The sequence below is a fragment of the Spirillospora sp. CA-142024 genome, assembly GCF_050942325.1.
In the GTDB taxonomy this organism is placed as follows: Bacteria; Actinomycetota; Actinomycetes; order Streptosporangiales; family Streptosporangiaceae; genus Spirillospora.
Genome location: NZ_CP192077.1, coordinates 2,669,759 through 2,691,796, shown reverse-complemented (window position 1 = coordinate 2,691,796; position 22,038 = coordinate 2,669,759). Strand labels below are relative to the sequence as shown.

Annotated in this window: 21 protein-coding genes; all 21 read right to left on the bottom strand. The window is 72.2% G+C overall.

What is annotated here, in order from left to right:
* Positions 1–90: 90 nt before the first annotated feature.
* The gene (gene lepB / locus ACQPZP_RS13045; RefSeq protein ID WP_433477880.1) at positions 91–975 is read right to left on the bottom strand and encodes a signal peptidase I; all 885 of its coding nucleotides are present in this window, start codon (positions 973–975) and stop codon (positions 91–93) included.
* A 168-nt stretch (positions 976–1,143) separates the two neighbouring features.
* Entirely contained in the window at positions 1,144–1,494 is a 351-nt protein-coding gene (rplS, locus tag ACQPZP_RS13040; RefSeq protein WP_433468020.1) for a 50S ribosomal protein L19, read from the bottom strand.
* Positions 1,495–1,612: 118 nt separating this feature from the next.
* Positions 1,613–2,659, bottom strand: a complete 1,047-nt coding sequence (trmD, locus tag ACQPZP_RS13035) for a tRNA (guanine(37)-N(1))-methyltransferase (RefSeq protein WP_433477879.1) — start codon at positions 2,657–2,659, stop codon at positions 1,613–1,615.
* Complete coding sequence (gene rimM / locus ACQPZP_RS13030; RefSeq protein ID WP_433477878.1) at positions 2,656–3,168, bottom strand: ribosome maturation factor RimM; 513 nt, start codon at positions 3,166–3,168, stop codon at positions 2,656–2,658. The genes trmD and rimM overlap by 4 nt, the downstream gene beginning before the upstream one ends.
* 11 nt (positions 3,169–3,179) lie before the next feature.
* Complete coding sequence (locus tag ACQPZP_RS13025) at positions 3,180–3,422, bottom strand: RNA-binding protein (protein ID WP_021598307.1); 243 nt, start codon at positions 3,420–3,422, stop codon at positions 3,180–3,182.
* A 1-nt stretch (position 3,423) separates the two neighbouring features.
* Positions 3,424–3,873 (bottom strand): 30S ribosomal protein S16, encoded by a 450-nt coding sequence (rpsP, locus tag ACQPZP_RS13020; RefSeq protein WP_433477877.1) that lies wholly within the window; start codon positions 3,871–3,873, stop codon positions 3,424–3,426.
* A gap of 277 nt (positions 3,874–4,150) precedes the next feature.
* Positions 4,151–5,734: a signal recognition particle protein gene (ffh, locus tag ACQPZP_RS13015; protein WP_433477876.1), complete on the bottom strand. Its 1,584-nt coding sequence runs from the start codon at positions 5,732–5,734 to the stop codon at positions 4,151–4,153.
* A 135-nt stretch (positions 5,735–5,869) separates the two neighbouring features.
* A complete protein-coding gene (locus ACQPZP_RS13010; RefSeq protein ID WP_433477875.1) occupies positions 5,870–8,410 on the bottom strand; it encodes a [protein-PII] uridylyltransferase in 2,541 nt (846 codons plus the stop codon).
* Between the two features lie 8 nt (positions 8,411–8,418).
* Complete coding sequence (locus ACQPZP_RS13005) at positions 8,419–8,757, bottom strand: P-II family nitrogen regulator (protein ID WP_347636836.1); 339 nt, start codon at positions 8,755–8,757, stop codon at positions 8,419–8,421.
* A complete protein-coding gene (locus ACQPZP_RS13000; protein WP_433477874.1) occupies positions 8,754–10,103 on the bottom strand; it encodes an ammonium transporter in 1,350 nt (449 codons plus the stop codon). Before ACQPZP_RS13000 ends, ACQPZP_RS13005 begins: the two co-directional genes overlap by 4 nt.
* A 179-nt stretch (positions 10,104–10,282) precedes the next feature.
* Positions 10,283–11,437: a signal recognition particle-docking protein FtsY gene (gene ftsY / locus ACQPZP_RS12995; protein WP_433477873.1), complete on the bottom strand. Its 1,155-nt coding sequence runs from the start codon at positions 11,435–11,437 to the stop codon at positions 10,283–10,285.
* Between the two features lie 94 nt (positions 11,438–11,531).
* Positions 11,532–12,197 carry a DivIVA domain-containing protein gene (locus ACQPZP_RS12990; RefSeq protein WP_433477872.1) on the bottom strand — a complete coding sequence of 222 codons (666 nt, stop codon included), beginning with the start codon at positions 12,195–12,197 and terminating at the stop codon, positions 11,532–11,534.
* 5 nt (positions 12,198–12,202) lie between these two features.
* Entirely contained in the window at positions 12,203–13,354 is a 1,152-nt protein-coding gene (locus ACQPZP_RS12985) for a globin domain-containing protein (RefSeq protein ID WP_433477871.1), read from the bottom strand.
* A gap of 5 nt (positions 13,355–13,359) precedes the next feature.
* Positions 13,360–13,767 carry a globin domain-containing protein gene (locus ACQPZP_RS12980; protein ID WP_433477870.1) on the bottom strand — a complete coding sequence of 136 codons (408 nt, stop codon included), beginning with the start codon at positions 13,765–13,767 and terminating at the stop codon, positions 13,360–13,362.
* Positions 13,768–14,087: 320 nt separating this feature from the next.
* On the bottom strand, positions 14,088–17,750 hold the full coding sequence (smc, locus tag ACQPZP_RS12975) for a chromosome segregation protein SMC (RefSeq protein ID WP_433477869.1): 3,663 nt from the start codon (positions 17,748–17,750) through the stop codon (positions 14,088–14,090).
* Between the two features lie 730 nt (positions 17,751–18,480).
* Entirely contained in the window at positions 18,481–18,678 is a 198-nt protein-coding gene (locus ACQPZP_RS12970) for a hypothetical protein (RefSeq protein ID WP_021598747.1), read from the bottom strand.
* A gap of 178 nt (positions 18,679–18,856) precedes the next feature.
* Complete coding sequence (locus tag ACQPZP_RS12965; protein ID WP_433468008.1) at positions 18,857–19,162, bottom strand: acylphosphatase; 306 nt, start codon at positions 19,160–19,162, stop codon at positions 18,857–18,859.
* Positions 19,163–19,187: 25 nt separating this feature from the next.
* Complete coding sequence (gene mutM, locus ACQPZP_RS12960; protein WP_433468007.1) at positions 19,188–20,081, bottom strand: bifunctional DNA-formamidopyrimidine glycosylase/DNA-(apurinic or apyrimidinic site) lyase; 894 nt, start codon at positions 20,079–20,081, stop codon at positions 19,188–19,190.
* Positions 20,074–20,880, bottom strand: a complete 807-nt coding sequence (gene rnc, locus ACQPZP_RS12955) for a ribonuclease III (RefSeq protein WP_433468006.1) — start codon at positions 20,878–20,880, stop codon at positions 20,074–20,076. Before rnc ends, mutM begins: the two co-directional genes overlap by 8 nt.
* Positions 20,881–21,161: 281 nt before the next feature.
* Complete coding sequence (rpmF, locus tag ACQPZP_RS12950; protein WP_067632153.1) at positions 21,162–21,341, bottom strand: 50S ribosomal protein L32; 180 nt, start codon at positions 21,339–21,341, stop codon at positions 21,162–21,164.
* 1 nt (position 21,342) lies between these two features.
* Positions 21,343–21,990, bottom strand: a complete 648-nt coding sequence (locus tag ACQPZP_RS12945; protein ID WP_433477868.1) for a YceD family protein — start codon at positions 21,988–21,990, stop codon at positions 21,343–21,345.
* Positions 21,991–22,038 lie beyond the last annotated feature (48 nt).

Here is a 22,038-nt window from a genome sequence, read left to right as displayed (position 1 = left end):
CGGCCGCTCACCGCATGCCTACCGGTCCCGTTGAAGCCCCAAAGTCCGTCAGGTGCCGGGTCGGACCCCGTCGGGTGGTGTTCGCTTCCGTCAGGTGTTTCTCAGGCGATGGCGGCGACGGAGGTAGGCGAAGGGAAGGGTGCCGAGGATGCCCAGCGCGTAGGGGGTGGCGGGCAGGGCGGCTGCGGCCGGCTTCTCCAGGGCGTGCTGCTTGAAGGTGCCGGGGATCGGGAGCGTGTCCATGCGGTTCAGCGGCCAGACGATTACGAAGGCGCGGCCGATGACCCGGTCGATGGGGATGGTGCCGCCGCCGGGGTCGCCGCGGTGGGAGCGGGAGTCGTAGGACAGTTCCCGGTGGTCGCCCATCACCCAGAGCTGGCCCGGCTTCACGGTGACGTCGAAGGGGTCGTTCGACGGCTTGTTCTGCTCGTGCGTGATCGGGTCGGTGAAGATGTAGGACTTCTCGTCCAGCGGGACGCCGTTGACGGTGACGCGGCCCTGCGCGTCACAGCATTTGACATGGTCGCCGGGGATGCCGATGACGCGCTTGATGTAGTCCTTCTCGTTGGGCGCCACGCCGAAGGCGGTGCCGACCGCGCGCAGGGCCTTGGAGATCGGGTTGCTCGGCTCCTCGACCTGGACCTCGGGGTCCCAGGAGTCCAGGCCGTTGAAGACGATGACGTCGCCGCGGGCGATGTCCCGGGTGTGGTAGACGATCTTGTTGACGAGGACGCGGTCGCCGACCTGGAGGGTGTTCTCCATGGAGCCGGACGGGATGTAGAACGCCTGGACCGCGAACGCCTTGATGACGAGGGCGAGCACGACGGCCACCACGATGAGGACGGGAAGCTCTTTCCAGAAGGAGCCCTGCTTCTTCTTGCGCTTGCCGTCCTCTTCGGAGCCATCGGCCGTCTCCTCGGCCGAGTCCACGGGCTCCTTCTCTTCGGGCACCGCGCCCTCGGCTTCGGATCGCACGTCTCTCCGATCGTCCTCGTCAGTCATCAGAGCGAAAGCCTAGCGGCGCGGGGCCCATGGGACGCTGCGCCTGGGCGTGTCGCCGACGGCCAAGCCGATCTTCTCCGTCCAGAACGGGCAACGCCCCGGTCACCGTCGAGGGTTCCCGGGGCGTCGGCGTTCATCGGCTCAGTGCTCGCGCTTCTCCTTGATGCGCGCGGCCTTGCCGCGCAGGTTGCGCAGGTAGTAGAGCTTGGCGCGGCGGACGTCGCCGCGGGTGACGACCTCGATCTTGTCGATGGAGGGGCTGTTGATCGGGAACGTCCGCTCGACGCCGACGCTGTAGCTGACCTTCCGGACGGTGAAGGTCTCGCGGGCGCCGCCGCCCTGCCGCCGGATCACCACGCCCTGGAACACCTGGATACGGCTCCGGTTGCCCTCGGTGACGCGCACGTGCACCTTCAGCGTGTCGCCCGGGCGGAAGTCCGGGACGTCGGCGCGCATGGCGGCCTTCTCGATCTCCTGGATCAGGGTGTGCATCGCAGCGGTTCCTCGTGGTCGAACGCGGGCGTCGAGAGGCCCCGGTGGGTCTTTCGTGGGGGCGTCGCGCCGCGGAAAGTGGTCTTGGGGTGCCGTGCAGTCTGCACGCACGGACGCTCTAGTCTGCCATATCTTCGCCGTCAACCGGAAAACCGGCCTCGCGCAGCACGGCCCGGTCGTGCTTGTCGAGGACCTCCCGGTCGAGGCGATCGAGCAGTTCGGGACGGTGCCGCGCCGTCCGCCGGAGCGCCTCGTCGCGCCGCCAGCGGGCGATCGCGCCGTGGTGGCCCGACAGGAGAATGTCCGGAACAGGCCGCCCACGCCAGACGGGAGGCTTGGTGTAGACGGGCCCTTCCAGGAGCGACTCCATGGCGCCGGGAGCGAAGGAGTCGTCCGCGATGGAGTCGGCGTTGCCGAGGACACCGGGCAGGAGACGCCCGATCGCCTCCACCATGACCAGGACGGCGACCTCTCCCCCGGCGAGCACGAAGTCGCCGAGGCTGACCTCGTTCACGGGCATCCGCGTGCGGGCCTCCTCGGCGACACGGGAGTCGATGCCCTCGTAGCGCCCGCAGGCGAACACCAGCCAGGGCTCGGCCGCGTACCGGACCGCGTCGGCCTGCGTGAACGGACGTCCGCTCGGCGTCGGAATGATCAGCCGCGGCACCTCCCCCGCCCCCGCACCCGCCGACCCCTGCGACCCCGCACCGACCGCCTCACCGGATGACGGACGCTCGGAGGACACCCCACCAAGTGACGGACGCTCGGAGGATGGCCCGCCAGGTGACGGACGGTCGGAAGGTGGCGCGCTTGGGGAAGGGTGGTGGGATGGCATTTCGCGCGGGAGCGGGGCGTCGGGTGGTGACCAGCCTGGGGGGACACGTTCGGGCTGTGGGCCGCCAGGAGGTGGGGTCGGGGTTTCGGCTGGGGCCGAGGGCGGGGGGAAGAGGGTGTCGAGGGCTTCGCCCCAGGGGTCGGGTTTCATGACCATGCCGGGGCCGCCGCCGTACGGGGTGTCGTCGACGGTGCGGTGCCGGTCGCGGGTCCACTCGCGCAGGTCGTGGACGTGGACGTCCAGCAGCCCGGCGCGCCGGGCCTTGCCGAGGAGGGAGATCTCCAGCGGAGCGAAGTACTCGGGGAAGATCGTGACGATGTCGAGTCTCATGATGGGTCGAGCAGTCCGGGGGGCGGGTCGATCACGAGCCGCCCCCCGGAAACGTCCACCTCGGGGACGAGCGCGGTCACGAAGGGGACCAGCGTCTCCCCGGCGGTTCCGCGCACGACCAGGAGGTCCTGGCCGTGGTGCAGGACCTCCGCGACCCGGCCGACATCGGCCCCGTCCGCGGTGACCACGGCGAGCCCGATCAGTTCCTGGTCGTGGAAGTCGTCCGGGTCGGCGGACGGGGGGATGTCGCCGGGGTCGACGACGAGCCAGGCGCCGCGGAGGGCCTCCGCGGCGTCACGGTCGCCGATCCCGGCGAAGCGCACGAGCAGGCGTCCCGAATGCCGGCGTGCCCGCTCGATGGTGAGCGGACCGGCGGTGACGGGGTCGGTGGCGATCACCACGCCGACGGCGAACCGGGACTCCGGATCGTCCGTGCGGACGTCGATGGCGACCTCACCGCGAACCCCGTGCGGCCGTCCGATCCGTCCCACCACGAGCGGTTCGCTCATCGGGACGCCACTCAGCGGACCTCGTTGACGTCGAGGAGGTCGACCCGCACGTAGCGGCCCCCGGACAGGGCGCTGATCACCGTGCGGAGGGCCTTGGCGGTGCGACCGCTCCGGCCGATGACCTTCCCGAGGTCCTCAGGGTGCACGCGCACCTCGAGGACCCGGCCGCCCCTGATCCGGCGGGCGCGGACCCGGACGTCGTCCGGGTTCTCCACGATCCCGCGGACCAGGTGCTCGAGCGCTTCTTCGAGCACGTCAGCCCTCGCTCTTGGCTTCGTCGGTCTCGGCGGCCTTCGCCTCGGACTTCTTCGGCTCGGCCTTCTTCTTGCCCCGGGTCGCGGTGCCGGCGGCCTCGTCGTCGCCCAGCGACTCCTTGACGGCGGCCTCGAACGTGGCCTTCTTGTCGGCCTTCGGCTCGGCGACCTTGAGGGTGCCCTCGGCGCCCGGCTCGCCCTTGAACTTCTGCCAGTCGCCGGTGATCTTCAGCAGGTTGAGGACGGGCTCGGTCGGCTGCGCGCCGACGCCGAGCCAGTACTGCGCCCGCTCGGAGTCGATCTGGATGAGCGACGGCTCCTGCTTGGGCTGGTAGAGCCCGATCTCCTCGATGGCGCGCCCGTCACGCTTGGTGCGGGCGTCGGCGACGACGATCCGGTACTGCGGGTTCCGGATCTTCCCCAGACGCTTGAGCTTGATCTTGACTGCCACGGGTGTGGTGTACTCCAACTTCATTACGGATGGACGAGCCCGCGCCAGGTGGGGAACACCGGCTCGCGGCCGTCCGATGGACTCCGGCCGCGCAGGACGAGAGAGGGCGCCTCGCGAGTCCGGGTTTCCAGCCTGTCATTCTGCCAGACGCCCGGCGCAAAAGCGCAATCGCATGCGCGGGTGTCGCCCCTGCCGCACCATCGGTCAACCGGACATCAAAGCGATACCCGGCCCCACCGGAACCCGGCGGCTCACAAGGCGGCCGCCGGGCGGCGGTTCACTTCTTCTTGCGGCCCTGGAGCTTGTTCAGGTCGGGCATCTGGAAGCCGGGCGGGAGCTGACCGCCGAGACCCGGCGGGAGCCCGCCCGCCGGGCCGCCGCCGAGGCCGGGCGGGAGGCCCTGCGGCGTGCCGTCGGCCGCCGGCTGCTGGTCCGGCCGGCCCTTGCCCCCGGCGCGCTTGCGCGGGTCGCCGCTGCGCTGCTTGCCCTTCTTGCTCTTGGCCGCCTTCGCCGCCTTGGCCGCCTTGCGGCGTCCGCCGGGCATGCCGGGCAGGCCCATGCCGCCGGCCATCTGCCGCATCATCTTCTGCGCGTCGAAGAAGCGGGTGACGAGGCTGTTGACCTCGCCGACGCCGACGCCCGAGCCGCGCGCGATGCGGGCCCGCCGGGAGCCATTGATGATCTTGGGCTGGGCGCGTTCCTGCGGGGTCATCGAGCGGATGATCGCGGCGATCCGGTCCAGGTCCCTGTCGTCGATCTGGCTGATCTGGTCGCGGACCTGCCCCATGCCCGGCATCATCCCGAGCAGGTTGCCGATCGGGCCGAGCTTGCGGATCATCATCATCTGCTCGAGGAAGTCCTCCAGCGTGAAGTCCTCGCCCGAGGCGAACTTGCTGGACATCTTCTCGGCCTGCTCGGCGTCGAACGCCTGCTCGGCCTGCTCGATCAGGGTGAGGATGTCGCCCATGTCGAGGATCCGGCCCGCCATGCGGTCCGGGTGGAAGACGCTGAAGTCCTCCAGCTTCTCGCCCGTCGAGGCGAACATGATGGGACGCCCGGTGACATGCCGGACCGACAGCGCCGCGCCACCCCGCGCGTCGCCGTCGAGCTTGGTGAGGACGACGCCGTCGAAGCCGACACCGTCCATGAACGCCTGGGCGGTGTTGACCGCGTCCTGGCCGACCATGGCGTCGACGACGAACAGCACGTCGTCCGGCTTGACGGCGTCGCGGATGTCGATGGCCTGCTGCATCATCTCGGCGTCGATGCCGAGCCGGCCGGCGGTGTCGATGACGACGAAGTCGTGCTGTGCGTGCCTGGCCTGGTCGATCGAGCGGCGCGCCACGTCCACCGGGTCGCCGACGCCGCTGCCCGGCTCGGGCGCGAACACCGGCACCCCGGCCCGCTCGCCCACGACCTGGAGCTGCTGGACGGCGTTGGGCCGCTGCAGGTCGGCGGCCACCAGCATCGGCGTGTGGCCCTCCTGCTTCAGCCACCGGGCCAGCTTGCCGGCGAGGGTGGTCTTGCCGGCGCCCTGCAGGCCGGCGAGCATGATCACGGTCGGCGGAGTCTTGGCCAGCCGGATCCGCCGGGTCTCGCCGCCGAGGATGGTGATGAGCTCCTCGTTGACGATCTTGACGACCTGCTGCGCGGGGTTCAGCGCCTGCGAGACCTCCGAGCCCCGCGCCCGCTCCTTGACCCGCGCGATGAAGTCCTTGACCACGGGGAGCGCGACGTCGGCCTCGAGCAGCGCGATCCGGATCTCGCGGGCCGTCGCGTTGATGTCTGCCTCGGAGAGCCGGCCCTTGCTGCGCAGCGACGAGAAGACCGTCGTCAACCGGTCGGAGAGCGTCTCGAACACGTGTCTGGACCGTCCTTGGAAAGCTTCTGGGATCGCCTATCAGCGTATCGGGTCACCGGCCGGGCCCCGCCCTTCTCGCGGACGCCTTTCCAGCCGGGCGTTCCGGGCGCGGCGAAAGGCCCCGGCCACGTCCGGTCAACGCAGGGCCGCGAGCACCTCTTCCCGCACCGCGGCGAGCCCGGCGGCGTCCTCCGGCGGACGGCCCTGCTCGTCGACCACGTAGAAGACGTCCACGGCCTCGGCGCCCAGCGTGTCCACCTGGGCCGCCCGGATCTGGAGGCCGCACGACCCGAGTGCCTGCCCCACGCGCCACAGCAGGCCGGGGCCGTCGTGGGCGCGCACCTCGATGACGGTCGCGGTCCGCGACGCGTCTTCGAGGATCATGACGCGCGGCGGCGGCACGGTGATCCCGGGCCGGGTCCGCACCGACCGCGCGCGCCGTTCCAGGCGGGCGGCCACGTCGAGCCGTCCGGCGAGCATGCGCCGCAGATCCGCCTCCAGGCCGGCCGGGTCCGGCGGCGTCCCGTACTCGGGGACGGCCGTGAAGTCCAGCACCGCCGTCCCGCCCTCACCGTCGAGGGAGGACATCGTGCGGGCGGTCTTCACGGCCAGGCGGTGGAGGGCGAGGACGCCGGCGGCGCGCCAGAGGAGGCCGGTGCGGTCGGGCGCGGCGATGGTGATCCGGGAGCCGGTGACGCGGACGGCGGCGCCGTCGTGCCGGGACAGGGCGAGGTGGTCGGGTGCCGGCGCGGGGACGGGCGGGAGCGTCCCGCCGGAGAGCGCGGCGGCGGCGCGGCGGGCGAGCTCGGCGACGAGGCCGGCCTTCCACGCGCCCCAGGCGGCGGGGCCGGTGGCGCCGCCGTCGGCGATGGCGAGGGCGGCGAGGAGGTCGAGGATCTCGCGTTCGCGTCCCGGCACCTCGGAGACGGCGGCCGTGACGGTCTGGACGGTCACGGGGTCGTCGATGTCGCGCCGGGTCGCGGTCTCCGGGAGCAGCAGGTGGTGGCGGACGAGCGTCTCCAGGACGCGGACGTCGCCCTCCGGGAAGCCGAGCCGGGTTCCGATGTCGCGGGCGACGACGGCGCCGCTCGTCGAGTGGTCGCCGGGCCAGCCCTTGCCGATGTCGTGCAGGAGGGCGCCGACGAGGAGCAGGTCGGGACGGGCGACCTCGCGGGTCAGCGCGGCGGCGCCGGCGGCGGTCTCCACGAGGTGGCGGTCCACGGTGAAGCGGTGGACGGGGTTGCGCTGCGGACGGTTGCGGACGCGTTCCCAGTCGGGCAGCAGCCGGACGATCAGCCCGGCCTGGTCGAGCGCCTCCCAGACCGCGATCGCGGCGGGCCCGGCGCCGAGCAGGGCGACGAGGGCGTCGCGGGCCACGGCGGGCCACGGGCTGCGCGGCAGCGCGGCCCGTTCGGCGAGCCGGGCGACCGTGGCGGGCGCCGGCGGCAGCCCCGCCTGCGCGGCGGACGCGGCGAGCCGCAGGACGAGGGCCGGGTCGTTCAGGTCGGCGTTCCGGGCGAGCACCACCTCCCCGTCATGCTCCACGGCCCCGTCCCCGACGGGGCGCCGCTCGACACCGCGCCGTTCGGAGCCGCGCCCGTCCCCGTCGCGCCGGGCGGCGCCCCGGCGCCGGCCGACCCGGTCGACGCGGCGCCACAGGTGGGAGCCCGCGTAGGTGACGGTGCGGGCGGCCTCCGCGATCGCGCGCAACAGGACGTCGGCGTCCAGCAGGCCGAGGGCGTGGGCGACGGCCTCCTGCTCCTGCAGCACGAGCTTGTCGGAGGAGCGGCCGGTGACCTCGTGCAGCGCGTGCCGGATGTCGAGGAGCAGATCGTGGGCGGCGCGTACCCGTCCGTCCGGGGCGGACGCCACCCAGGACGCGGCGACGGCGTGCATGATGTGGACGTCCCGCAGGCCGCCGTGGGCTTCTTTCAGATCCGGTTCGAGCAGGAACGCCAGCTCGCCCTGGGTTTCCCAGCGTTCGCGGCACATCGCCGACAGCTCGGGCAGCCGGACGGGGGCGTCGGCACGCCAGTCGGTGAGGACGGCGGCGCGCAGCTCGTCCACGAGGGCGTGGTCTCCCGCGATCCGCCGCGCGGACAGCAGCCCGAGCGCGGCCTTCATGTCGCCCCGCGCCACGGTGCGCGCCTCGTGCACGGTGCGGACGGAGTGGTCGAGCCGCAGCCCGGAGTCCCAGACCGGGTACCAGACCTGGTCGGCGATGGCCGCGACGCCGGCGAGGCCGCGGTGCAGCAGGACCAGGTCGAGGTCGCCGCCGGGGGTCAGCTCGCGGCGGGCAAGGCTGCCGACCGCGACGAGCGCGACGCCGTCCGGGAGCGCACCGCCGCCCTGGGAGCGCGCGGAGCCGCCTGAGCCAGTGCCCGGGCCGGGCGCGACGTTCGTCCGGCCGAGCGCGCTGTCCGTCCAGCCGAGCGCGCTGTCCGTCGGGCCGGGGGCGCTGTTCGTGGAGCCGGGCCCGCCGTCCGCCGGGACGGGGGCGTGGGTGTTCTGTGGTCGGGGGGTGGTGAGCAGGGAGGCCAGCCAGCGGTCCAGGTCGTCGGCGCGGGAGGCCCGCGCCGCCGCGAGGGCGGCGCGGGCCGATTCCGGCGTTCCGTGCCCGGCGGCCGGAGCGGCCTCGAGGGCCTGGTCTCCGGCCGGTGGGCGGGCGAGGGTCACCGTGCTCCCTAGAGGGCGTCCGGGCCGGTCTCGCCGGTGCGGACCCGGACGACGGTGTCGACCGGGACGGCCCACACCTTCCCGTCGCCGATCTTGTCGGTGCGGGCCGCCTTGACGATCACGTCGATGATGTCGTCGGCGTCCTCGGCGTCGACCAGGACCTCGATCCGCAGCTTGGGCACCAGGTCGACCTGGTACTCGGCGCCCCGGTAGACCTCGGTGTGGCCCTTCTGCCGCCCGTAGCCGCTGGCCTCGCTGACGGTCATCCCCTTGACCCCGAAGGTCTCCAGGGCCTTCTTGACCTCGTCCAGCTTGAACGGCTTGATGACCGCCGTGATGAGCTTCATCCCTTCGCCTCCACCTTCTTGGCCGCGCCCTCGGAGACGGCGGCCGGTGCCGCGATGGTCGCACCGGAACCACTACCCGCGCGGATGGTGCCGAAGTCGTAGGCCGTCTCCGCGTGCGCCGTGCTGTCGATGCCGGCGGCCTCGTCGTCCTCGCTGATCCGGAAGCCCATCACCAGGTCGATGACCTTCGCGATCAGGTAGGTGACGACGAACGAGTAGGCGAGGGTCGCGAGGACCGCGACCGCCTGCTTGCCGAGCAGCGCGAGCCCGCCGCCGGCGAACAGCCCGTCCGCGCCGGCGTCGTTCACCGCGGTGGTGCCGAGGAAGCCGATCAGCAGCGCGCCGACGATGCCGCCGACCATGTGGACGCCGACCACGTCGAGCGAGTCGTCGTACCCGAGCTTGTACTTCAGGCCGACCGCGAACGCGCACACCGCGCCGGCGATCAGGCCGAGGGCGATCGCGCCGAGCGGTGTTATGTACGCGCAGGCCGGGGTGATGGCGACCAGCCCGGCCACGACGCCGGACGCGATGCCGAGCGTGGTGGACGAGCCGTCCCGCAGCTTCTCGACGACGATCCACGCGAACGCGGCGGCGCAGGTCGCGACGAGCGTGTTGATGAACGCGACGGCCGCGGTGGAGCCGGCCGACAGCGCCGACCCGGCGTTGAACCCGAACCAGCCGAACCACAGCAGCCCGGCGCCGAGCAGGACGAACGGCAGGTTGTGCGGGCGCATCGGCTCCTTCGGCCAGCCCCTGCGCTTGCCGAGGACGAGCACCAGCGCGAGCGCGGCCACACCGGCGTTGATGTGCACGACCGTCCCGCCGGCGAAGTCGAGCGCGCCGAGGTGGAACAGCCAGCCGGACTTGCCGCCGTCCTCGCCGTCGGACCACCACACCCAGTGCGCGATCGGGAAGTACACCAGCGTCGCCCAGACGAGCGTGAACACGACCCAGGCCCCGAACTTGGCACGGTCCGCGATGGCGCCGCTGATCAGCGCGACGGTGATGATGGCGAACGTCGCCTGGAACGCGACGAACACCAGCTGCGGGATGCCCGTCCCGTCGTCGGCCGTTGCCGCCTTCTCCAGGCCGACGAGTCCCCAGTCACCGAACCCGCCGATGAACGAACTGAGTGGGCCGCCGTCGCCGAACGTGAGGGAGTAGCCGTAGACGACCCACGCCATGCCCACCACGGCGATGCTGACGAAGCTCATCATCATCATGTTGAGCACGCTCTTGGCCCGGCTCATGCCTCCGTAGAAGAAGGCAAGCCCGGGTGTCATCAGCAGGACGAGCGCTGTGCTCGTCAGCATCCAGGCGGTACTACCGCTATCGATCTTCATCTCTGAGAGAGTCCCTCCTCGCCAGGAACTTCGAACTGCTCAGAGACTCTTGTGCGGCGGTTTCGCCCGGTGTGCCGCTACGTTTCCGGGGTGTGAAAACCGGCCCCGGCGTGTTTCACAGGTGTTTCCGAATCCTCACATGCCGCATTTCCCGGATGTGAGGCGATTCCGGTGCCGTTTCAGTCGCCGAGGACCGCGTCCACAAAGGCTTCGGGCTCGAACGGCGCGAGATCGTCCGGACCCTCGCCGAGCCCGACCAGCTTGACCGGGACGCCCAGCTCCCGCTGCACCTGGACGACGATGCCGCCCTTCGCGGTCCCGTCCAGCTTGGTCAGCACCACGCCGGTGACGTTGACGACCTCGGCGAAGACGCGGGCCTGCTGCATGCCGTTCTGCCCCGTGGTCGCGTCCAGGACGAGCAGCACCTCGTCCACCGTGGCCTGCTTCTCCACGACGCGCTTGACCTTGCCCAGCTCGTCCATGAGCCCGGTCTTGGTGTGCAGCCGGCCGGCGGTGTCGACGATCACCACGTCGACCTTGGAGTCGATGCCCTGCTTGACGGCGTCGAAGGCGACGCTGGCGGGGTCGGCGCCCTCGTCCTTGCGGACGACCTGCGCGCCCACCCGCGTCCCCCACGTCTCCAGCTGGTCGGCGGCGGCGGCGCGGAACGTGTCGGCGGCGCCCAGCAGCACGGTGTTGCCGTCGCCGACGAGGACGCGGCCGAGCTTGCCGCACGTCGTCGTCTTGCCGGTGCCGTTCACGCCGACGACCATGAGCACGGCGGGACGGTCGCCGGGGGCCTCGGTGCGCAGGGACCGGTCCAGGTCCGTGCCGATCTGCTTGAGCAGCTCGTCCTTGAGCAGCCCCCGGACCTCCTCCGGGCTGCGCGTGCCGAGGACCTGCACGCGGGTCCGCAGGTCCTCGGTGACCTGGCGGGCCACCGACGTGCCCATGTCGGCGGCGATCAGGGTGTCCTCGATCTCCTCCCAGGCGTCCTCGTCGAGCGTGTCGCGCGACAGCAGGCCGAGGAGGGTCTTGCCGAAGGTGTTCTGGGAGCGGGCGAGCCGCGCCCGCAGCCGGACGAGCCGGCCGGCGCCGGGCGGCGGCTTCTCGATCTCGACCGTGGGCCGCGGCGGAGGCACCTCGGTCGGCGGCGCCTTCTCGATGGTCGGGGCGCCGGCCTCCGCCTCGCCGGCGGCGGTCGCGCCGCCCGCCCGTTCGGAGGGCCGCTCGACCGGCGGGCGCGGGCGGCCACGGCGAGGCCGCAGCAGCGTGACGCCGCCGACGATCAAAGCGACGGCGGCCAGCGCGGCGATGACGATCACAATTTCCATAGCGCCCCCAGTTTTCCAGAAGGTGTCCACCCCGGGGGACGACCCCCTGGAACCCCGTTGCGCGCCGGCTGGGGCCGAACCCCTGCGGGACGGGTCAGTCCGGAACTCGCCCCGGTAGGGATGCCCGTTCGGAGGATTCCCATTCGTCGACGTTGCGGAGGAGTGCCTCCAGGTAGGAGCGCAGGTGGGTGCGGTAGACGTCGCTGTAGGTTCGCAGGTAGGCGATCTCCCGTTCCATGGCGCGGCGCTCGTCGTCCGGCAGGGCCTGCACGCGGACGGGCGGCGCCTGCTGCTCGGCGGCACGGACGGCCGCGTCGGCGACGGCGGCCGCCTTGCGGTGCGCCTCCTCCAGCAGTTGCTCCGCGCGGCCCTTCGCGTCGGACAGGATCGCCTCCCTGTGCAGGCGGGCCTCGTGGGCCAGTTCCCGGGTGTAGCGCTCGGCGTCCGCCACGTACAGGTCCGCGGTCTGCTGGGCCTGGGACAGGATGCGGACGGCCTGGAAGTGGGCGTCCTCGGGCGCCATCACGCCTCGCGTGCCCTTGGCCGCGATGGCGCGCAGCCGGTTCACCTCCTCGGCGAGGGCGGCCTTGTCGGTGAAGATCTGGACGAGTTCCCGCTCCACGTACTGCAGGAAGTTGCGGACCTGCTCTTCGTCGTATCCGCGGCGCCCCAGGGCGGCCCGGGCGAACACCACCGAGTGGAGTTCGCCCGGGGTCAGCCGCGAGCCCTCGGAGACGACCGGAAGGTTGGGAGAGTTCAACGCGCTCACCTCTGTGCGTCTGCGAAGGTTTCCAGGCGGATCCGGTCACGCGGGACGCCGAGCCGCGTCAGCTGCTCGACGGTGTGCCCGACCATGGCGGACGGCCCGCACACGTAGGCGTCGTGACCGTCCCAGGGGCCGCGCCTGGCGACCACGTCGGACAGGTTGCCGTGCTCGACTCCGTCGTCCCCGGACTGGAGCATCGAGGAGAACCCGTGCCCGCCGGGCTCGTCCGACACGGCCGGGACGACGGTGAGCCATGTGAACTCGCCGGCCAGCTTGGTCAGGTCCTCCAGGTCGTAGAGGCCGTCCCTGGTGCGGGCACCGAAGAACAGGTGCACGCGCGGCGGTACCGGGCGGCCGGCGATCTGCTCAAGGATCGCCTTGAGCGGCGCCAGGCCGGTGCTGCCCGCGATGAGCAGGACGTCGCGTCCGGAGCCCTCGTCCAGGGTGAGGGTTCCGATGGGGGCGCCCATGCGGACGCGGTCGCCGGCCTGCATTCCGCGCACCAGGACCGGGCTGACCGGACCGCCGTCGACCAGCCGGACGTGGAAGTCGACGGTCTGGTCGGGACGCGGCGCGTTCGCCATCGAGTAGTACCGCCAGTGCCGCAGCCGGGACGGCACCTCCAGCGCCACCGACTGGCCGGGCGTGTACGGCAGCGGCCGGTCGGGCTGGACGCGCAGGACGCTGATGTCGAACCGGCGCCGCTCGACCGCGACGACCTGCCCGTTCCACCAGGCGGGGGTGCTGAGGGCGTTCTCGTCGGCGGCCTCCAGCATCACCTTGGCGACCAGGGTGTAGGCGGCGGTCCAGTCGCTCTCGATCTCGTCGGTCCAGGCCGTTCCGGAGAAGTGCCGGAGGGTGGCGAGGAGACTGGCCCCGACGTGCGGGTAGTGCTCGGCCACGATGCCGAACCTGCGGTGGTCGCGGCCGAGTTGCTGCAGGAACGGGACGAGGGCCGGCAGGTCGTCCACCCGGGACACGATGTGCCCGAGGGCGCGCAGCAGCTTGTCGCGCTGGCCCGTCATCCCGATCGGGAACATGTCGCGAAGGTGGGGGTTGCGTACGAAGAGGTCGGAGTAAAAGAACAGGGCCACCGCGTCGCCCTCTCCGGCGACCTGGTCGAAGCTGTCCTTCAGTCGCTGGGCGTCCACGTAGATCAGGCGACGGGTTCCGCCGCGGCCTCCGTCATGATCTTGGCGACGAGGCCGTAGGCGGCCGTCCAGTCGCGTTCGAGGTCCTCGTTCCAGGCCGGGCCGCTGAAGTAGGCGAGGGTCGCGAGCAGGCTCGCGCCGACCGGACCGTAGTGGTCGGCGACGACGCCGAAGCCGTAGTGCCGCCGGCCGAGGTCCTGCAGGAACGGGACGAGCGTCTCGGTGTCGTCGACCGACGAGACGATCTGCGACAGCGCGGCGAGGAGCACCTCGTGCTGCTTGGCCATCGCCGCCGGGAACATCGACCTGAGCTGCGGCTCCCGCGCGAAAAGGTCGGCGTAGAAATATTCGGCGACCTCCACGCCGTTAGCGCCCACCAGGGCGAAATTGTCTTTGAGTTTCCCGGTCTCCACGGGCATCCACCTCTCCAGGGGTTCTCCGTACCGGACGGGGGGAGCCCGGTGAGGGGAGCCGGAGAACCGCCGGTGCATATGGGTAGTGGATCACCACTCGGACGCACAAGCCCGCGAGCGTCGCCACGTCATCACGGTCGGTGGCGGTGACCCCCTCCGATTCCCCGCAACCACCGCAAATGCGTGGTAACCAAACAGTTATTGGACGGCAAAAATAACTGGGACCAGTTTTCCCGTCCGCCCGAAATGCAGAACATCGGGCGGTGTCACGTTCCACGTCACGGGACGGATATTGCCGTCATCTGAAAATCGGGCCCGTCTCAGTCGTGGTCGCGGAGCCGCTGGCTGACCACCTGGGTGACGCCGTCGCCGCGCATGCTGACCCCGTAGAGCGCGTCGGCGCCCTCCATGGTGCGCTTCTGGTGCGTGATGACGATCAGCTGGGACGACTCGCGCAGCTCCTCGAACACGGTGATCAGCCGCTGCGTGTTGGTGTCGTCCAGCGCGGCCTCGACCTCGTCCAGCACGTAGAAGGGGGACGGGCGGGCCTTGAACACGGCGACGAGGAACGCGATGGCGACCAGGGAGCGCTCCCCGCCGGACAGCAGCGACAGCCGCTTCACCTTCTTGCCCGGCGGGCGGGCCGCGACCTCGACACCGGTGGCGAGCATGTCGCCGGGCTCGGTCAGCGAGAGGCTGCCCTCGCCGCCGGGGAACAGCCGCGCGAAGATCCGCTCGAACTCGCGGGCGGTGTCGTCGTAGGCGGCGGCGAACACCTGCTGGACGCGGTCGTCGACCTCCTTGACGAGGCCGAGCAGCTCCCGCTGGGTCTTCTTCAGGTCCTCCAGCTGCGAGGTGAGGAACGCGTGCCGCTCCTCGAGCGCGGCGAACTCCTCCAGGGCGAGCGGGTTGACCTTGCCGAGCTGGTTGAGCTGCCGCTCGGCGGACTTGGCGCGCTTCTCCTGGACGGCCCGGTCGTACGGGACGGGCCGCGCGTCCTCCCCCTTGTCCGGGTCGGGCGGGACGAGCTGGTCGGGCCCGTACTCCGACACCAGCGACTCGACCTCCAGGCCGAACTCCTCCAGCGCCCGCTGCTCGTACTGCTCCAGCCGGAGCCGCTGCTCGGCGCGGGCGACCTCGTTGCCGTGCACGACGTTGACCAGGCGTTCGAGGGTCGCCGACAGCTCGCGCACCTGGTTGCGGACGACCTTCAGCTCGGCCTCGCGCGCCGCCTTGGCCTGCTCGGCGGCCTCACGGCGGCGGACGGCGGCGGCCAGGGAGTGCTCGATGCGCTCCAGCGCCGTCCGAGCGCCCCGCAGGACGGCCTTGGCGACCCTGGCCTGCTCCTCACGGCGAGCACGGCGGTGCGCCGCCCGGGCACGCTCCTCGCGCTCCCGCCGCGCCCCGCGTTCGAGGGCGTCGGCGCGGCCGGCGATGGCCTGGACCCGCTCCTCGGCGGTGCGGACCGACAGCCGCGCCTCCATCTCGGCGGTGCGCAGCTCCTGGCAGCGCGCGTTCAGCTCGTCGCGCGTCTCGGTGTCGTGCCCGGCCTCGTCGGCGACCTCGGCGGCCTCCTCCGCCTCGGCGAGCCGCATGGCCAGCTCCTCGGCGGCCTCGGTGTCGCGCTCCAGAGACTCGTTGGCCGCGTCGAGCGCCTTGGTCAGCCGCTCGGCCTCGCCCTGGGCGGCACGGACGTCGGCCTCCAGGCGGGCGGCGCGCTTGGCCTCCTGTGCGGCCTGCGCATCGAACTCCCGCAAGCGCGCGCGGACGCGGTCAAGCTCGGCCTGCGCCTGGTTGACCCCTGCCTGGGCCTCGGCAGCGGCGCCTTCTGCGGCCTCCACCGCCGTCTGGGCGGCATGCTCGCGCTCGACCGACGCGGTCAGCCCGTCAGCAGCGGCGGCGGCCGCGGTCTCGGCCGCGGCGAGGTCCTCGGTGGCCTCATCGAGCGTCGCGCGCATCTGCAGCAGGCTCTGGCCGCCGCCCGCCGCGCCGCCCTGCGCCCAGTGGGCGCCGACGAGTTCGCCGTCCCGCGTGACGGCTCGCAGAGAGGACTCCCTGCGGACGAGCGCGACGGCGGCGGGCACGTCGTCCACCACGGCCACGTCGCGCAGGAGATGGTCAAGCGCGGGCCGCACCGCGTCCGGCACGCTCACCGCGTCGAGCGCGTAGTCGATCCCCGCGACCCGCTGGGACGTCGCGGCCGCTCCCCCGCCGATGAGCAGCCCGGCCCGCCCCGCATCGCGAGAGCGCAGCAGCGACAGTGCGGCCTCGGCGGTGTCCAGGGAGCCGACGGCGATGGCCTCGGCGGCGTTCCCGAGCGCGGCGGCGACGGCGGTCTCGTATCCGGCGCGGACGTTCAGCAGTGACGCGACCGTGCCCAGCACCCCGTCCAGCGAGCCGTCGGACCCCGCCGACAGCAGGGCCTCCCCGCCGTCGGCCGCGCTGGCGAGCGTCAGGTTCAGGGCCTCGATCCGCGCCTGAAGCGCCGTGACCTTCTTCTGAGCGGCCTGGTCGGCGGAGCGGGCCGACCCCACGGCCGCCCGGGCCTCCTTCAAGGCGCCTCTGGGGCCGTCGACGGCCGCGCGCGCGGATTCGGCCGTGTCCTTGGCGGTGGCGAGCGCCTCCTGCACGACCTCGTGCTCGGCGGCCAGAGCGGGGTCTTCGACGACCTCGGCCTCGAACGCCTCGAACTCGGCCTGCGCGGACTCGGCGCGCTGCCCGGCCTCCTCCCGCGCGTCCGTGAGCCGCCCGATCTCCGACCGCCCGGCCTGGGCCTTGCTGCGCAGCGCCTCGACCCGGCCGCGCAGCCGGGCCAGTTCCTCGCGGCGGTCGGCCGCGGCGCGGGCGGCGGACTGCAGGCGGCGCTCCTCGGCGGCGAGGCCGTCCTCGGCGGCCGACCGCTCGTCCACGGCATGGGACAGCCCGTCCTGCGCCTCGTCCAGGGCGGCGCGGAGCATCTCCTCCTGCTCGCGGATCTCGGCGGCCTCGCGCTCCATGTCCTCCGGATCACGCCCGCGCCGCTCCTCCTCGCGTGCCTCCGCCGCGTTGCGGTGCCGCTCGGCGGCGAGGTCGGCGACGCCCCGCAGCCGCTCCTTCAGCGCCGACAGCTGGAACCACGTGTCCTGAACCTGCGCGAGCTTCGGCGCCTGCTCCGCCTCCTCGGCCTCCAGGACGGTCTCGCGCTCCTGCGCCTCGCCGAGCGCCCGCTCGGTCTCGGTGCGCCGCTCCCGGATCGCGGCCTCGTCGGCGGCCTCCTGCTCCAGCCTCGTCCGCAGGGTCACCAGATCGTCGGCCAGCAGCCGGAGCCGGGCGTCCCGGAGATCGGCCTGGATCACCGCGGCCCGCCGCGCGATCTCCGCCTGCTTTCCGAGCGGCTTGAGCTGCCGCCGCAGCTCACCGGTGAGGTCCTGGACGCGCGTGAGGTTCCCCTGCATCGCGTCCAGCTTGCGGAGCGCCTTCTCCTTGCGCTTGCGGTGCTTGAGGACGCCGGCCGCCTCCTCGATCACCGCGCGCCGCCCCTCCGGCCCCGAGTGCAGGACGCGGTCGAGCTGCCCCTGCCCGATGATCACGTGCATCTCGCGGCCGATGCCGGAGTCCGACAGCAGCTCCTGGATGTCCAGCAGGCGGCACGAGTCGCCGTTGATCGCGTACTCGCTCGATCCCGACCGGAACATGAGCCGGCTGATCGTGACCTCGGTGTAGTCGATCGGCAGCGCGCCGTCGGAGTTGTCGATCGTCAGCACGACCTCGGCGCGCCCGAGCGGAGCCCGGCTCGCCGTCCCGGCGAAGATGACGTCCTCCATCTTGCCGCCGCGCAGCGACTTGGCGCCCTGCTCCCCCATCACCCAGGCCAGCGCGTCCACGACGTTGGACTTGCCGGACCCGTTCGGCCCGACGACGGCGGTGATGCCCGGCTCGAACTTGAGGGTGGTGGAGGACGCGAAGGACTTGAAGCCGCGCAGCGTCAGATTCTTCAGGTACACGCGCTAGCCGTCCCCCTCCTGCGGTTTCGGCGCCTGGAACATCCGTCGAACGATACCGGCCGCGGCCCCCCGGAGCACGGCACACGCACGCCCACGCCCCAAAAACCCGGACACGGACCCCACGATCGACTAAATATCCCCAACGCCGGAAATCAACGCACAAGACGAAGAATCGGACGCCCAAAACCCGCACCGAAGCTTGACCACGACATGGCCGCCAGGCACCCCAAGCGCCGCAGATGACACTGGACGACCACCGCGCCGGCCTCAAATGGCCTCAGACGGGTCCGAGCGAGGTGACGCTGAGTCGCCCCCAGCACCACGCGAGCACGACCGGCGGCCACCGATGCACTCACCCCAAGCGCCGACCGCGACACCAGCCGGGCACCGCCCGGCCTTCGAAGGCCTGATCGAAATGACGCTGGATCGGCCGCAGCACCACACGAGCACACCCCGCGCGACCAACGCACCGACCTCAGCCACCGCCGCAACCACGCGACGACCTGGGCCATCGCGATCGCGTCCGAAGGCAGGTTCGAGCCTGCGAGAACCTGATCGCGCAGTGAGCCGCCAGGCGAGCCGGAGCGATGCAGCGATCGCACGCAGCGCCCGACGATGGAGGGCCGCCAGGCCCGAAGGAGGAGTGCACTGCCATAAGCACAGCACCGACAAACAATAGGGACGCCTGGTAGCGGCGTCCCTGTCTGCTTGAGAGAGAAGAAGGCGCTGATCAGGTCAGCGCCGGTTCACGGTCCTTTACCGCGAGCGACATCACGTCGTCGTCCGTCGCCGTCGCAAGCGCGTCGTTCTCCGCCTGAAGCCGTACGAGCTCGGCCTCCAGATCCCGTACGCGCTGCTGCAGGCGCCGCATCTCCGCGACCATCCGGGGGTCGGGACCGCCGACGTGGCCGAGTAGAGCCTTCGCCATGACTAAGGGTCCTCCACGCTGAGTAACCAGCAGGATCCGCGCACGAGAATCAGCTGAAGTCGGTGCGCGTACCGTCTAGAGTCGCACCGGCCGGTGTCCTGGTCAAGACGCACATCACAGGCCGGTAACAACCTTCCTCTACTAGTTTAGCAGGTACAAACCGGTACTCCCTACCCGGTCAGCGTTCGCGGAAACCGGCGGTCTCGCCGCGCGGCTCGCTCCAGCGCCCGGCGACGCCGGTGACCTTGCCGGGACGCCCGGGGAGCCCGGCGGGAGCGTCGCCGTCCAGCAGCTCCAGGAGGCGCCTGCACCTGCCGCGCGGCCCCTCCGCCACGACCTCGACGCGCCCGTCGCTCAGGTTCGTCGCGCTGCCGGCCAGGCCGAGTTCGAGCGCCCGGGCCCGCACCCACCAGCGGAATCCGACGCCCTGGACGCGTCCGCGCACCCATGCGGTGAGCCGCACGATCTCGTCGTCCTCGTCCATCACGTCCCCCCTCGGTCCCGGCACCCTAGTACCGTGCCCGCCGGGGGCGCGGCTGGCACACCGGGCAGGTGTAGGACGAGCGGTTCATGAACTCGTCGCGGCGGATCGGCGAGCCGCAGCGGCGGCAGGGCTCGTCCCGCCGCCCGTAGGCGTCCAGGGACCGCTCGAAGTAGCCGCTCTCGCCGTTCACGTTGACGTACAGGCTGTCGAAGGACGTGCCGCCGACCGCCAGGGCGGCCCCCATGACCTCCCGCGCGGCCTCCAGGACGCGCGCGGCCTCCGCCCGGGTCATCGTCTCGGTCGGCCGCGCCCAGTGCAGCCTGGCCCGCCACAGCGCCTCGTCGGCGTAGATGTTGCCGACCCCGCTGATCAGCGACTGGTCGAGGAGGGCCCGCTTGATCCCGGTCTTGCGGCGGCGCAGGGCGCGGAAGAACGCCTCCGCGTCGAAGGCGTCCTCCAGCGGGTCGGCGGCGATGTGCACGATCGGCTCGGGGACGAGCGCCCGCCCGTCGAACGCGTCGGGGACGAGGTCGGCGACCATGAGGTGCCCGAACGTCCGCTGGTCGACGAACCGCAGGTCGTGGCCGCCGTCGTCGAACTCGACCCGGACGCGCAGGTGCTTCTCGCGTTCCCGGCCGGGTTCGCCCACGAGCAGCTGCCCGCTCATCCCGAGATGCGCGAGCACCGCCTCCCCGGGAGGGTCGTCCGCTCCGCCCCGGAGGGGGATCCACATGTACTTGCCGCGGCGGCGGGGGGCCAGCATGGTGCGGCCGGCGAGCCGCCCGGCGAAGTCGGCGGAGCCCGCCTCGTGCCGGCGCACCGACCGCGGATGCAGCACCTCGGCCGAGGCGACGGTGCGGCCGGTCGTCCAGCGCTCCAGGCCGCGGCGGACGACCTCGACCTCGGGGAGCTCAGGCACCGGCCTGGGCCGCCTGCCCCGCCTCGCGGGCCTTCCGCTTCGCCTGCCCGTCCTGTGCGGCCTGCTCGCCCTGCGCCTCGGCCTGGCGCTGGACGACGATCTCCCGGATGGCGTTCCAGGCCGCCTCGGCGGCGTGCTGCTCGGCCTCCTTCTTGCTGCGGCCCTCGCCCGACCCGTAGGTCTTCCCGCCGACCCGCACGGACGCGCGGAACGTCTTCTGGTGGTCGGGGCCGCTCTCGGCGACGTGGTACTCGGGGACGCCGAGTTCCTCCACGGCGGTGAGCTCCTGCAGCGAGGTCTTCCAGTCCAGGCCGGCGCCGAGGGCCGCCGACCGGGTGATCAGCCCGTCGAAGAGCCGGTGCACGAGGGCGGACGCCTCGTCCAGGCCGCGGTCCAGGTAGACGGCGCCGATCAGCGCCTCCAGCGTGTCGGCGAGGATCGAGGCCTTGTCCCGGCCGCCGGTGCCCTCCTCGCCGCGGCCGAGCCGGATGTGCGCGCCGACGCCGAGGCCGCGGGAGACGCCGGCGAGGGCGCGCATGTTGACCACGGCGGCGCGCAGCTTGGCCAGCTGCCCCTCGGGCAGGTCGGGGTGGCTCCGGAACAGGGTGTCGGTGACGACGAGCCCGAGCACCGAGTCGCCGAGGAACTCCAGGCGCTCGTTGGTGGGCAGGCCGCCGTTCTCGTACGCGTACGAACGGTGTGTCAGGGCGCGTTCGAGCAGTTCGTCGCCGACGTCCACGCCGAGCGCGGCGGTCAGTTCCGCGCGGTCCGGCGCGGGTTCGGATTTCTTGGCGCTCACAGGCCCTCCTCGCAGGCCGTGCGCCGCGCATGGCGCGGTCGCGTCTGTGGCGCGCGGCCGGGGAGGCCGGTGCGGCGAGGACGCTCGGCGGGGAGGGTCCGCGAAGACGAGGTGCGCGCCGGTCGGATCGTCCCGGCGTGCACCACGGCTCCGGGCGCAGTCTCCGCGCCGGTCACCACGCCGACGGGACGCGCCGGGTGGTCGGGGGTGCTTGCCCTTCCGCACCATGAGGGGCGGCTCGCGCCGTACGCGCGGATCCGCCCCCCAGGATGCGAGAAGTCTCAGGCCGACGGGGCGATGACCTGCCGCCGGTCGTAGGTTCCGCACGTCGCGCACGCGGTGTGCGGCAGCTTGTGGTCGCGGCACGTCGGGCACTCGACCAGGTTCGGCGCCGCGGTCTTCCACTGCGAACGCCGGTGCCGCGTGTTGCTGCGCGACTTCTTCCGCTTCGGGACGGCCACCTCAGCCCTCCTGCTTTCCTTCTCGTCGGTCGAATGAACCACGGGAGCCGGAGCTCCCGTTCCCCCGGTCGGGGTTCGCCGCCGCCATGTCGCCGGCGAGGTCCCGCAACGCCGCCCATCGGGGATCGGCGATGTCGTGGTGGTGCCCCGGCCCGGCGTCCGCCAGCCGTGCACCGCAGTCCGGGCACAGGCCCGGGCAGTCTTCCCGGCACAGCGGGGACAGCGGCAGCGCGAGCACCACCGCGTCCCGCAGGACCGGTTCGAGGTCGATGAGGTCGCCCTCGAGGCGGAGCTCGTCGTCGTCGGCGTTCCCGCCCGAGCGGGTGTCGTCGTAGACGAACAGCTCCTGGAAGTCCGCCTCGAAGGTCGAGGCGATCGGATCGAGGCAGCGGGAGCACTCCCCCTCCAGGGGGACCGTCGCCGTGCCGGTGACGAGCACCCCCTCCAGGACCGCTTCGAGCCGGAGGTCCAGCTCGATCGCGGCGCCCTCGGGGACGCCCACCAGCCGGGCGCCGAAATCCTCCGGTGCCGGCACGGACAGGTGCTCCTCCCGCGACGACCCGGGTTGCCTGCCCAGAGCCCGCGTGTCGAGCTTGAGAGGGGCACTGGAGTCGTGGCGTGTCAGCGGATTCCTGCTTTCGTGCGGCATGGTGAACTGCGGCCGCCTGTGATGGCCGATGTCCCAGAGTACCGAACC

Coding starts and splice junctions, on each gene's coding strand:
- ftsY (WP_433477873.1), bottom strand. CDS start 11,437: ATGGAAATTGTGATCGTCATCGCCGCGCTGGCCGCCGTCGCTTTGATC.
- rplS (WP_433468020.1), bottom strand. CDS start 1,494: ATGCACACCCTGATCCAGGAGATCGAGAAGGCCGCCATGCGCGCCGAC.
- ACQPZP_RS12965 (WP_433468008.1), bottom strand. CDS start 19,162: ATGGACGAGGACGACGAGATCGTGCGGCTCACCGCATGGGTGCGCGGA.
- ACQPZP_RS13005 (WP_347636836.1), bottom strand. CDS start 8,757: ATGAAGCTCATCACGGCGGTCATCAAGCCGTTCAAGCTGGACGAGGTC.
- rimM (WP_433477878.1), bottom strand. CDS start 3,168: ATGAGCGAACCGCTCGTGGTGGGACGGATCGGACGGCCGCACGGGGTT.
- ACQPZP_RS13000 (WP_433477874.1), bottom strand. CDS start 10,103: ATGAAGATCGATAGCGGTAGTACCGCCTGGATGCTGACGAGCACAGCG.
- ACQPZP_RS12945 (WP_433477868.1), bottom strand. CDS start 21,990: ATGCCGCACGAAAGCAGGAATCCGCTGACACGCCACGACTCCAGTGCC.
- ACQPZP_RS12970 (WP_021598747.1), bottom strand. CDS start 18,678: ATGGCGAAGGCTCTACTCGGCCACGTCGGCGGTCCCGACCCCCGGATG.
- trmD (WP_433477879.1), bottom strand. CDS start 2,659: ATGAGACTCGACATCGTCACGATCTTCCCCGAGTACTTCGCTCCGCTG.